The 12,352-nt window shown below is 42.6% G+C and carries 12 protein-coding genes and 1 pseudogene; 6 read left to right on the top strand and 7 right to left on the bottom strand.

The genetic code is table 11. The features are described from left to right. Window positions 1–176 precede the first annotated feature (176 nt). Genes C9J48_RS26245 through C9J48_RS26230 form a run of 4 tightly spaced genes read left to right on the top strand, consistent with a single transcriptional unit; the run spans window position 177 to window position 5,492 of the window. Window positions 177–1,613: an ATP-binding protein gene (locus C9J48_RS26245; protein WP_006229471.1), complete on the top strand. Its 1,437-nt coding sequence runs from the start codon at window positions 177–179 to the stop codon at window positions 1,611–1,613. Then, window positions 1,610–2,257, top strand: coding sequence for a response regulator transcription factor (locus tag C9J48_RS26240; RefSeq protein WP_107281291.1), 648 nt, complete (start codon window positions 1,610–1,612; stop codon window positions 2,255–2,257). Before C9J48_RS26245 ends, C9J48_RS26240 begins: the two co-directional genes overlap by 4 nt. Then, window positions 2,254–3,135, top strand: a complete 882-nt coding sequence (locus C9J48_RS26235; protein ID WP_006229398.1) for a DUF2861 family protein — start codon at window positions 2,254–2,256, stop codon at window positions 3,133–3,135. Before C9J48_RS26240 ends, C9J48_RS26235 begins: the two co-directional genes overlap by 4 nt. Before the next feature lie 56 nt (window positions 3,136–3,191). Next, a complete protein-coding gene (locus tag C9J48_RS26230; RefSeq protein ID WP_006229399.1) occupies window positions 3,192–5,492 on the top strand; it encodes a glycoside hydrolase in 2,301 nt (766 codons plus the stop codon). Between the two features lie 80 nt (window positions 5,493–5,572). On the opposite strand, the gene C9J48_RS28465 is transcribed toward C9J48_RS26230, so the two are convergent. Continuing rightward, the gene (locus C9J48_RS28465) at window positions 5,573–5,689 is read right to left on the bottom strand and encodes a DUF7661 family protein (protein WP_423212730.1); all 117 of its coding nucleotides are present in this window, start codon (window positions 5,687–5,689) and stop codon (window positions 5,573–5,575) included. 20 nt (window positions 5,690–5,709) lie between these two features. On the opposite strand from C9J48_RS28465, the gene C9J48_RS28320 reads away from it, so the two are divergent. Next, window positions 5,710–5,844, top strand: a complete 135-nt coding sequence (locus C9J48_RS28320; RefSeq protein WP_006229400.1) for a hypothetical protein — start codon at window positions 5,710–5,712, stop codon at window positions 5,842–5,844. A gap of 26 nt (window positions 5,845–5,870) precedes the next feature. On the opposite strand, the gene C9J48_RS26225 is transcribed toward C9J48_RS28320, so the two are convergent. Both C9J48_RS26225 and C9J48_RS28315 read right to left on the bottom strand, forming a co-directional pair. Further along, window positions 5,871–8,405, bottom strand: coding sequence for an AMP-binding protein (locus C9J48_RS26225; protein ID WP_242610799.1), 2,535 nt, complete (start codon window positions 8,403–8,405; stop codon window positions 5,871–5,873). 96 nt (window positions 8,406–8,501) lie between these two features. After that, window positions 8,502–8,558, bottom strand: a pseudogene (locus C9J48_RS28315) (hypothetical protein); the annotation flags it as partial. Window positions 8,559–9,681: 1,123 nt separating this feature from the next. Here C9J48_RS28315 and C9J48_RS26220 point away from each other — a divergent pair. After that, window positions 9,682–10,263: a NosD domain-containing protein gene (locus C9J48_RS26220; protein WP_165481761.1), complete on the top strand. Its 582-nt coding sequence runs from the start codon at window positions 9,682–9,684 to the stop codon at window positions 10,261–10,263. A 51-nt stretch (window positions 10,264–10,314) separates the two neighbouring features. On the opposite strand, the gene C9J48_RS26215 is transcribed toward C9J48_RS26220, so the two are convergent. From C9J48_RS26215 to C9J48_RS26200, 4 genes are read right to left on the bottom strand one after another with little or no spacing between them, the layout of a single operon-like run. Beyond that, window positions 10,315–10,572, bottom strand: coding sequence for a hypothetical protein (locus C9J48_RS26215; protein WP_006229404.1), 258 nt, complete (start codon window positions 10,570–10,572; stop codon window positions 10,315–10,317). Next, a complete protein-coding gene (locus C9J48_RS26210) occupies window positions 10,572–11,036 on the bottom strand; it encodes a GNAT family N-acetyltransferase (protein ID WP_006229405.1) in 465 nt (154 codons plus the stop codon). The genes C9J48_RS26215 and C9J48_RS26210 overlap by 1 nt, the downstream gene beginning before the upstream one ends. A gap of 17 nt (window positions 11,037–11,053) precedes the next feature. Next, window positions 11,054–11,593, bottom strand: coding sequence for an MAPEG family protein (locus tag C9J48_RS26205; RefSeq protein WP_006229406.1), 540 nt, complete (start codon window positions 11,591–11,593; stop codon window positions 11,054–11,056). 32 nt (window positions 11,594–11,625) lie between these two features. Further along, window positions 11,626–12,156 carry a GNAT family N-acetyltransferase gene (locus tag C9J48_RS26200; RefSeq protein ID WP_006229407.1) on the bottom strand — a complete coding sequence of 177 codons (531 nt, stop codon included), beginning with the start codon at window positions 12,154–12,156 and terminating at the stop codon, window positions 11,626–11,628. Between the last annotated feature and the right edge of the window lie 196 nt (window positions 12,157–12,352).

Raw genomic sequence — 12,352 nt, 5'->3', positions numbered from 1 at the left:
AATCTACATTGAGCATCATTTTCTTGAATCTTTTTTGTATCTTTAAAATTAATTAACAATCATAATTGTAAAATACAGTATTTTTAATGTGTGTGGCATTCAAAAAAAAACATGGCGCAATTCAAATAACTCCGATTATAATCAATATGTTGTAAAGGAATACCATTATTCACACTATGAATCGCTTTCAACTTATAGGCTTACTTGTTGTCTTTTGTATCAACGCTTCATCAGCTATTGCTCAAGATAATGCAACAAACCTTCAAACGTTATGGCAACAGTTTTATCAGCAAGCAGGATTGCTCTCACCAGAGCAAAACCTTAGCCAAGCCGACATTAACCGCTACCCTAAATCACTACTTCTCAGCAGCAGTCAGTACCCTATTTTCAGCCAATTCCACTGGCAGGAAATACAGCAGCTGTGGCAAATAGATGATCAATGCCAACAAAATCAGCCCCTAGTTACCAAAGCTGCATTACAAGATGCTATCGAATTTGAACTGGCGCTTTGCCAAAAAAAGTCACTAGCAAATAATTGGTTTGATAATAAGGCCTTGCTTCACCCGGCTGGCGGCAGTTACGCAGACCGATACCTAACCTCGCTTGATAAACCGCATCGTGAACTTTTTTTAACTCAGCATCGAAGGCAATTAACGCTCGCTAACCAAGAGCATCCGTTGCACGCTTTACTTTCAGAGCTTTCTCCTCAAGGAGTCGATGCGTTGTTATCAGGCTATCGAGCTTACATTACCGAACAGAGCACACTATGGTTAAACAATGACTCGGGGTGGAAAGCCATCGACGCCAATCAATGGCAGCCTCTTGCACATTCGATGAAATTAGCGATAACAGACAACACAGCCGCAGTTTGTTCATTTCGATATAGCAACATTTGTTTAAATGTCGCGATACCAAAGCCTCAACTAACTCGTTGGATCTTGGTTTTTTTGGCTTTAGCTATTGCATTTTTGATAACACGTAATATTTACCAACGACGACAAAATGCAAAAGAACGACAATTTATCCTCCAGCTTCTAACACACGAGCTAAGAACACCAATTACCAGTTTAGGTTTTACCGTAGAGATGTTTCGCGAGCAATTTGATGAGTTAAGTGACAACACACAGCAAACGGTTTGGCGCTTAATGGCAGACCACCAAAGGCTGGCTCAATTAGCAGAAACCAGTAAGGGCTATTTGAGTTCTCAACCTGAAGAGCAATTTCAACATCAAAGCGCTTATCTCTCTGACTGGTTAGATCACTATTTAGAAAAATATTCACTGGATTACATATTGAACGAAGATCCAGAATTAAACCTACCCTACTATTGGCTTGGGATCTGTCTCGAGAACCTGATAAAAAATGCTCAGCAACATGGTAAAGGTAACGTCGCTATCGATATTCATGTTGATCAAGTACTGCGAATTCAAGTGTCTGATCAGGGTGAATTCCCGAGTATCGCTCAACGCTGGTTAACACTTGTTAGCCCTTCAATGAGTAAAACCAATATGGGGATCGGTCTAGTTATCGTCTCTCGCCTTATGAAGCAAATGGGTGGCAAGCTTATCTGCCAACGTAAGCCAACACGTTGTATTTTGGAATTACCATTATGAACCAAATTTTATTAATTGAAGACGATAAGCTACTTGGTGAAGGATTAAGTGAATATCTTATACAACAAGGTTTTGCCTGCAAATGGCTCACTAACATCCAAAATATTGAGACACACTGGTACCGTGCTGATCTGGTTATCCTTGATCGTCAACTAGCTGAAGGTGACAGTGTTACACTTTTACCGCAATGGCTTATGCTAAAGGCATTGCCTGTAATCATCCTTACCGCAAAAATCGAGGTCAAACAACGTATTGAAGGATTAATGGCGGGTGCAAAAGACTATATGGTCAAACCCTTCTCTCATCAGGAATTATTGGCGCGAATCTGTGCCCAACTTCGTCCCCTAGGTGATAGCTCTGTTCGCTATCAACAAATAGAGATTGATGTATCAAATCGAGCGTTAACCGATAATGGCTCTGCAGTCGAACTCAAACCTAAAGAGTTTCAATTGCTACTGATGTTGATTCAAAACCAAGGGCGCGTTTTCCATCGTGAAGAACTACTGAATAAAATATGGGGTTATCAAGCCTTCCCAACAACTAGAACCGTAGATAACCATGTCTTACGCATCCGTCAAAAATTACCTAGTATTCATATAGAAACGTTACGTGGTGTTGGCTACCGCTTGGTGAAAGCGTCATGAATAAACTGGTTTCATTACTTCTGAGCTGCCTATTTATTAACCCAATCACTCACGCTAAAGCTGACAACTGGTTTGCTGATACCCCACTGCAATCGAGCTATTCAGCTTTATCTGCAGATCAAACGCTGCTTGCTTGGCAAGAACTTCAACTCAGCTTGAGCCAAAATCAGATCAATGAGCACTATTGGCAACCGATCAAAGATGCGGTATTGAGTAAAACACAATGTGGAAAGCAACTGATTAGCTCAGTGAGTTTACCAGCCAACATCGATGTCTCTTTTATCAATAAAAATAGTGTGAACAATCAGGGTTATCAGATAAAAATATCAACAGAACAAGTCACGCAACCTCTTATTTTAGAGTTATTTGACGAAAATAATACGTTACTTGTCACTGCCAATATTCCCCTGCCAACCGAAGAGTATATTGAATTTGAAAGTAACGATTTATTGAGTACACCAAAGGCAGGAATATACCAACTATCGATTAATAACGTTCGCTATCCGCTAGTCATTTCTTCTTTCACAAACACTACATGGGTTCGGCAGAGTACAGATCAAACATCAAAATCATTCATTGTCACACCACCAGAAAATAAAATAGCTTGTGCACCAGCCGTGATGAATTGGCAATGGTTTGATGAACAATACAACCAGATAGGTAAGCATATTTCAATGCAGCTAACACCTGTTATGCCAATTACATCAGCCGCAACTGATAACAATTTACAATATGCGGCAAAACGCCCAGCAGCCACTCCTAGCAACGCGACATGGCTAAGTGCTGTAGTCAGCCAATTTGAATACCAAGGCGAAGTGAAAGTGGAATATATTCAGCGCTTTAGTTTGCCTATTTCGAGAATAGAGACATATAGGTGACAAAACGACATTGGATTTGCTCTGTAATAAGCGTAAATCCAAACGGAATAGTTACCATGAAAAAGCCAAAATTTTTATTTACGATCTTAGCAAGTGTTATCAGTTTCTCTGTCCACAGCGCAGATATACAACTTATCCAAAATAATCAGCAAATCTCTATAGATACTGATAATTTGCAGATTAGTTGGCGCAAACAAAATCACAACCTCTCAATAAACCAAGCCGCCCTTTCGATTAACGATCAACCACAACACACAATTCAGCTTGTGCAATCCAGCGAAAATCAGGCTCGCTGGCTCCTTAAACCCAGTAACATTGAGGTAGCAGCAACATTTAATGAAAGCTTAAATCTGGCTTTTACGGCTAACAAGAAAACAATCATCAAACGTAATCAGCCAATCAAACTAACCTGGTTTGATTTAGCAGAGCAAGCCACGCAAACTTTACTGATCCCTTTCAACGAAGGCATGCGTATTCCAACTGATAACAAAACATGGATAAACTACTTAAGCGCTGAATATTCAGGATCTAACACCACACAAGATCTTAAAATGCCATTTTGGACCACAGAGCAAAATGGCCAGTTTGTCAGTTACCAATTCGTAACAGCTACAAACAACACACTGCATTTCACCCCATCTAAGCAAGCAGGCAATATATTATTAGACATGCAAGCAGCGCATTTCTTCACGCCCCTTAATCGCTCACAAGCCTTTAATGTACAAATATCCCTTGGTGATGAACCATTAGCGGGCGCAAAAGAATACCGAAAGTGGCGTATTAACCATCAGCAAGCTCAGCCCCTTTCATCAAAACGTATTGATAACCCAGAAGTAGAGAAATTAATTGGAGCGAGTCATGTCTATTTGTTTGGTCGTGACGTGCTTGCTGTTGAAGATGTTCTGGATTGGTGGGGACTAAAAGATTGGTACTTTAATCAACCGCAATTTACACCGTCTAAAGAATCGATGAAAGAGCTCAAATCGCTTCATCAAGGTAAAGATTGGCTTAGTAAATACCATAAACGGTTACTGGTTGAGAGCATAAACCAGTCAATCAATAATACCATGCCAGCCCTTGACCATCCGCTGGGTAACAACGGTATTAAGGAACAGTACCAAGCTGCTCAGCAACGTAAAGCTTGGCTAGCAATACAGGCGAGAAGCTATTTGATATCTCCCGACCGCTGGGGACAAGCTATTTCAAAAGATATGATCACGAACCTGCAAAAAGTTGGCTTAAAGAAACTTTGGCTTGGCTTAGATAATTGGATGCCTGCGTTTTATCAACCCGAAGTCGTAGAGCAAGCCAAGAAAACCGGGTATCTTGTGGGGGTTTATGATTCCTACAATACTGCAATTGCCCCTGGGGTTAATGACGCTTGGCTTACAGCACAACTACCACAAGCAATGCGCGAAGAGTGTGCGATTGAAAAAGCCAACGGAGATCAACAAAAAGGATTTCGTGGCAATGGTGTATATCTGAATCCAAGTTGCCACCGAGATTACGTAGAAAATCGCATAAAAGACGTAATTAATTACGGGCGCTTTAACAGTATATTTCTAGATGTCGATGCTACAGCAATGGCACGTGAAGATTACAGTGACTCAAGTGGTGGGATGAATCAGACAGATATGCTCGCTGCGTTTAACGCACGTATGCAGTGGATCGCTACAGATCAGCGTGTGCTATTAGGATCAGAAGATGGCAACGCTTTAACCACTCAGGGAATAGCCTTTGCACATGGTATGGAAACTCTGGGTTTTGGTTGGACAGATCCCGATATGAAGAGTAATCGTCAGTCTCCCTATTATTTAGGTGCTTGGTATCCAGATCAGAAGCCTGCTTTTTTCTTTCAGTCAGCCCAAGTCAAAGAACCATACAAAACGCTACTGTTTGCACCGCAATATAGAATACCTCTATATCAAACAGTATTTCATGATGAGTTGATTAACAGCCACCACTGGCACAGCGACAGCCTAAAATTCAGCAACGTGCAAATAGAGCGAGACTTGATTGCTATGCTCTACAACACGCCAGCAATGGTTCATTTAAGCCGTGATGAAGCGAACACTATAAATGAACCTCGTTTACAGGCACTTAAACACTATCAAAGCGGCTTTCTTCCTATTCATAAACAGCTATGGGATAAAGCACTGGTTAATTTCAAATGGCTCGATAAACAAGGGCTGTTACAGCAAAGCACTTTTAGTGATGGCAGCAAAATTATAGCCAACTTCTCTGAACACGCTATGCCACTGACAGTACCCAATACCAAACACCTACCATCAGGTGCAATTTTGGCAATACTAAGCAATGGAAAAAACATTCAATGGCGTTCATCAACCGAAAAATAATGATTCACCAAAAGCACAAAAAGATTCAATAAATATCAACGGTCACTCTTCATTCAATAGTCAGTGTTGTTTAGCACTGACTATTTCATTCTTTCAACGCTTGAGTTTTTATCACTCGCGTTTTCATGAAAAATATCCGCCAAATAAGACGCTAGTTCACTCTCTTTAAGCTCAGAAGGGCTTTGTTGAACAGCCAACCTGTATAAATAGATTGGCCATGATAACTGACTCAGTATCTGAGCGTTTCAACAAAGCCCCTCAGGATGCCCAACAGCTACCGGGTCGGCTAACCGTATCAGCTTTAGCGCTGCAACAAAGCCTCAAAAATATCTCATTACACTCATTACGTTAAATACTTTGATCAGCGTGGTTTTAATCTTACTTTTCTATGTGTGCCAAATCCGGTTCACCACAATGGCTCAGAATTTCAGCTCTGGCCTGATCCCTCAGAGCGAGGGCTGCATTCCAGTCAGTCCCTTGTGGAGTCAGCGGTTTGCCAATCGTCACGCTGATATCTCCCCGTCTGGGAAATAGAGATTTACCACGCAGTTTTGAGCGTGTACCACAAAGGGTGATTGGCACGACAGGCAGAGCACCATCGACCGCAGCTATAAACGCCCCCATATGAAACTCGTGAAGTCCGGGCATTCGATATAAGGTTCCTTCGGGAAAAAAGAACAGGGAGCGGTTGTTCCTTGCATTGGCCGCTATCCGCCGGGCATCGTTCACACCTTTTTGCATATCAAAACGCTCAACAAATTCGGTATCCAGCCGGGACAGAAAAATGCGGGCGAAAGGATTTTTCAATAGCTCCGCCTTGGCAACAAAATTACATTCTATCGGGGCTGCCAGCGCCATTATCAGCCCATCAAGATAGCTGGAATGGTTAGCAACCAAGATACAGGGGGTATTATCAGGCAGGTTTTCCTTCCCCTTCATCGTTACCCTGGTTCCTGTAAACAAGATCAGTAAGCGAACGCCAAGCCTGGCAATCGACCAGCACCAGCGTTTATTGGGAACGACCGCAACTAGGCACCAGACACATGGCGCAAGGACGGCCATAACCAGCCACATGTAAGCTGCATAACTAAAATCTGAAACTATTCGCCAGTAGCGCCTCAGCTGAGGATTTATTCCTGCCATCATCAAACAAAGCGTCTGCCACCACACGGCACGTTGCCGGGCATCGAGTTTATTTTGCTCGTAAAGATCTTTGCATGCTGCGCGACGAATTTTGCCGCTGGAGGTTTTAGGTACGGTATGAGGCGGTGCGATCACCACTTCATCTGGGGGACTACCCAGCAGATCCAGAGAAAGGTTGTTTACTTCCTGCTGTAGTCGTTGTTGCTGCACTTTGTCGGTTTCACGTGTTTCCGCCAGTACAATCAACCGCTCAGTGCCGGAATGGCTGTCATGACTGGCAAATGCCACGACACAGCCTTTTCGGATCCCCGGAATATTGCACACCGCTTCTTCCAGTTCGTGGGGATGAATGTTTCGACCAGCACGAATAATAATATCTTTGCTCCGTCCGGTAATAAACAGCTCGCCACCAACCATAAAGGCTCGGTCTCCGGTATCAAGCCATTCACCATGAAACAACTGTTGCGTCTTTTCCGGATCCCGATAATACCCCTGGGTAGCGGAAGGCCCTTTAAACTCCAGCCCTCCTTCCTCCCGCTCCGGTAACTCCCTGCCAAATTCGTCAACAATACGGATCTGGTGTCCCGGCAGCGGCTGACCTAAGCCCACTATCTGCATGACATCCGTCTCATCTGCTGCTGCCGTAATCGCCCGGCCCAAACGCTCCATTGGCTCACGTCTGATACGCTCAATAAGGGGAAGACGCACACTGATCGGGAAGGTCAGGCCAACAGAGCATTCTGCCAATCCATAAACTGGTGACATGGTTTCGGGACGAAAGCCATATTTAGCGAATCGCTCAGTAAAGCGACGTATCGTGCTCGGGCTGACAGGCTCAGCGCCATTCCATGATAGCCGCCAGGTGCTGAGATCTAATCCCTCAAGCTCGGCATCGTCGATTTTGTTGATACATAACTCATACGCAAAATTGGGTGCCGGTGACAAAGTACCGCGATGATGATGTATCGCCCACAGCCAGCGCTGAGGTTTGGACAAAAACAACAAGGGCGACATGATCACTAAGGGGATAGCGTGATACAGGCTGCCGAACCAGGTACCAATCAACCCCATGTCGTGGTATACCGGCAGCCAGCTGACAAAAACATCAGTCGAATCGGCGCACACGACTCTGCCCATAGTCCGCACGTTAGCAAGCAGGTTGGCATGCGTCAAAGCTACTCCTTTGGGGTTTCCGGTACTGCCAGATGTATACTGTAAAAAGGCAATATCCGAACTCTGAGCATCACCCGTAGAGAGCGGTCCGGAGGCGGCTTGCCTTAGCTCAGGAACAGTGACCACGGCTTGAATAGAAGGCACCTGAAGCCGAAGCAATTGCGAGAGCGGCTTGGCTTCCGAGACTGTGATCAGGATACGCACCTGAGAGTTTTGCAGAATACGGGCATGGCGCTTTAAGTGATCTTCTATCTGTGAAGGCCGTGCCGGGGGGTAGATAGGAACTGGAATGGCTCTGGCAAACAGTATCCCGAAAAAGCTGTAAAAATAGTCATTACTGGTCGGCAGCATAATGGCAATGCACTGACCGGGTTCAACATCTTGCTTCACCAGCCCGGATGCAATCCGCAATGCTTCATCCCGCAATGCCCGGTAACTGATCTCTGTTACCTGATCGGCATTCTGATAAACATAAAGGTGCGGACGGTCAGGATGCTCTTTCACATGCCAGTCAAGGACTTGCTGCAGGGTCTCCATCTGTTCAGGCGCGGATTCGACGGCCCCGAGCTTAATCTGCCTGATAATTTGTTCAGACACTAAAGCTGTGTCCTGGCTCTCTGCGTGAAGCAGTTCCCGTAACAAATCCCGTGGTGTTTCTATCACTGCCAGCGTTTGATCGGGCAGGTTTACCTTAAACAGCTGTTCTATACGTTGGATCAACTCGGCACGGGCAAGGCTGTCAAACCCCAGATCACGGTCAAAATCACAATCGAGCTGAATCGGCTCAGGGGGGTTCCTGCCCTTGCCGCAGTTCTTTAACTAGTTCTTTAATGACATTCAGTACTGATTGCGCTGTTTGCTCTGGCTCACGACCTAGCGGACTTTCGGAGTCGACCGGCATAGCACGTATCCTTACAGCTGTAGCTGACTGTTATTACAAGTATGTTCAAAGTGTAGCTAAATTCAGCAACTTGTATGGCTATCGCCCCTCACTTATGTATGAATTTCGCTCTATTAGCTTTAAATGTGGCTTTATTGAAACGCTCAGATAACGCTCAATTATTCCATTAACACTGAGTTCAGTTATCATGGCCAATCTATTTATACAGGTTCAACTCATTGCGGATTGTAGAGTGATTGAGATTGGGTCGATATGGCATTGTTGCAACACTAAAACTTTGTGGTCTTTTGATACGATTAGGCGACTCGGTAGCTATTGGGCATCCCGAGCAGAGTAAAGCGATTTAAAATAGAGCAGCCGAGTAACATTTCCTTTGACTGGTTTTCAATCTTTCTGCTGTGTAATGTATTGCCGATTATCTTCTTGTAGCGTTGCATCGCCGTTTCTGAGACGTTCCTTTTTCCGTATTGCCGCACGCTCTACCAACCGATAATGCCAAGGGCGAAGCAACCTATCAGGTTGCTCATCCTCTTTGGATGATGGCTTTGTTTCAACGCTTCCTAATTATACTGTTATGGCATTCTGTAATCGCTATTACAGAACCTAATATCAATAACTTACAAGCGCCAAACCATTCCAAAAAATCAATCGTAAAATTTTATTCTAATTAAATTTGTTTTTTAGATAATTATGGAAGTGTTGCAACAAAGCCCCAATTGGTGGAATAAGCCCGCTCAGATCTTAGCAAATGCTGTACTCTACGTTTCCCTGCGTCTCTTGAGATTCTCATGCGAGAGACTCATTCTTAAGACTGAGGTGAGACTGCCCTTTAGACCATTAGCTTTTTACTACACTACAATAATCTGCATTATCAAAGAGACAAAAAGAATGACTAATGTAAGGTGTTCTTTAATACTCCTTTCTAGCTTGATGATGTCGTCGGTAAGTGTCGCTGGCAGTGTACTATCAATAATGACTGACACAGTTCTGACCGAGGATCATATAGGTAAGATCGAGATAGTCGTAAACAATGTTACTCTGGACTGCGCTGGTTTCACCGTCAATACCAGTACAAACACTGGCAGTATAGGTATCTCTCTAATTGATAAGAAAGGCGTCCGCGTTAAGAACTGTAATGTTATTGTATCTGGAGGAGGAGAAGGCATCATTGTAATTGACTCTCATGGAAATAGAATTAAACGAAGTTCGGTTACTGGCGGCGAGTTCGGTTTCTTTGTGGGTAACTCTCACGATATCGAACTGAGAGAAAACACAGCCATAGGTAGTTTCGTCGGTTTCTTGGTGGAGGGTTCTAATGACAACAAGCTAAAGGAAAACACAGCCACCAGTAACGTCTTCGGTTTTGGTTTTAGTCGATCCGATGATAACGAACTGAGGAAAAACCTAGCCAACGATAATACTAACGGTTTCTCTTTTGGTGACTCTAACGACAACGAGATAAAGCGGAATAAGGCTTGTAATAACCCCTCCGGAAATTTTGTTGAAATAAACAGTACTGGCAACGATTTGGAGGATAATCAATTTTGCCCTTAGCTTTTCCAAGAAACAATAGTTCTACTCACCTAGTGCCGCCATATACTAGTATCAAAACCATAATTGGCCATTTGACATAATGTTCATTATAAATTTCGAAAAGAACGTGTACTTCTTAATGTTCGGTGCAATATCAACAACAGGGATATTGGGATGCTTAAGACTAGGACACTTCTCTTTTAATGAATAGTAAAATGGCGGGATCGTTGAGCCATCACATTGGTGGTACCGTCCACCAGCAGGGACACCTACTTGCTGACTATCTTCGACAACAACCTCAATTAAGCACCCTATCCAGATACCATCCACTAGCTAATTTTTTCCATTATATAATTTGTTAATGTCTGCCCTCTTATTTCTACATTTTGCGCTTTTACTACCTTAAAACCAAAATGTTCATAGAAAGGTTTTGCGGTAATACTGACTTCTGAATAGTAACGGTGAATATTTTTTTTACTGCCACAATTCAAAATATGGGTCATCAATGCTTTTCCAACCCCCATACCTTGGTATTCATGGTGGCAAAAGAAATGGTCAATAAAGCCATCACTCTGTAAATCAGAATAACCCACCACCACACCGTTAATTTCAGCAATAAAGGGTTTAATGCTATCCATCCTTTTTCGCCAAAGAGAAAAATCAAATGATTCAGGTGCCCATGCCTTTACCTGTTGTTCAGAGTAGTCTCGCGAGTTGATATTGCGAACCGTATTAAAGAAGATGCCCCACGTTTCTATTGCATCAGATTCAACATAACGTCTAATTAAAATCATGAGTCACCTTTCTATTATTAGATAGACACATTCACAATAACGTGAATAAATAAAACAACAAACATGACAACAGAAGAATAGAATGTTAATGCAAAACCCAACGCTCTTGATGCTGCTCCCTTTTCATACCCCCAAAAAAATAAACAACGACCAGCAGCAAAGACTATTGCCGCCAATGGTATAACTGATAACCAAGTACCGGGCATAATTAAAGACCAAATAACATATATACCTAAGGCTATACCAAACTGTTCAAGTGTATTTTGCAATAAACCCTGTAAAATTTTAGCTTTTGCAGAACCACTCGATAAGCCGCTACCGTCAATGTCTTCTGGAGTGAAGAAACGATGTTTAGCTAAACGCCCCACAGACATCACTAAAAATGCCAGCGGTAAAATGAGTGAATAACCTAAAATAGCTAACCGGTCAATTAATGGTATTGTCATTTCATATGAAAATGGATTAAAACAAACGCCTAAGACAATAAATAATACTGATGTTAAAGCCCCCACCAGCATGCCTTTTAATACCCCTGTTTGTTTTTCAGATAACGTCATATAACCACCTCTATCATGAGAACTGCTCTACATTATTTTCTATGCAATCCGTAAATAGCATGAGTTAGGATACGATCACCCACTCTCTCGGCATTCGTGATTACTCCTTCTAATTCCATGCCTAAACGCTCACACACAGCCCGGCTTGCAGCATTGTCTACTGCTGCTGAAATTTCGACTTTATTCATATTCAAATGAGAGAAAGCATAATCAATAAGGTATTGGCACGATTGCGTAACAATACCCTTTCCTTGCATATTCGCTGCTAGCCAATAGCCGATTTCAACTTTTTTGATATCGTGATTAATGGTATTAAAGCCCATATTGCCGACAATTGAACCTTTATATTCAATCGCACAAGTCATCGACTTATTATCGGCATAATTATGAAGAGAGAGTTGAATAAAGTCGTTAAATTCAGCTTCGGTTTTACAAAAGTATGGCCATGATAACCATTGAGACAAATACTCATGATTTTCTTGTGCTAACTCTACATATCGAGGGGCAAACGACGGCTGTAGTAAACATAATTTGATGTCATTATCGACAGTTACTGTAAACATGATCTCTTCCTTGAAATATTTTTGGCGGCTGTAAAACAATCAGTACCATTAAAAGCAACAAACACTTAGCTTCCACTCTTGTATGTATATCATCGTTTACAGTATAAATACTATAACTCACTATTTTTAAACGTGAATCTCATTAAAAATAGACATATAATATTTAAATTAATCACGTGCTTACATTTATAGGGAC

Origin of the sequence: Photobacterium profundum (assembly GCF_003026285.1) — a bacterium.
In the GTDB taxonomy this organism is placed as follows: domain Bacteria; phylum Pseudomonadota; class Gammaproteobacteria; order Enterobacterales; family Vibrionaceae; genus Photobacterium; species Photobacterium profundum.
The sequence above is the reverse complement of the archived record's forward strand: the minus strand, read 5'-3'. Positions and strand labels throughout refer to the sequence as shown.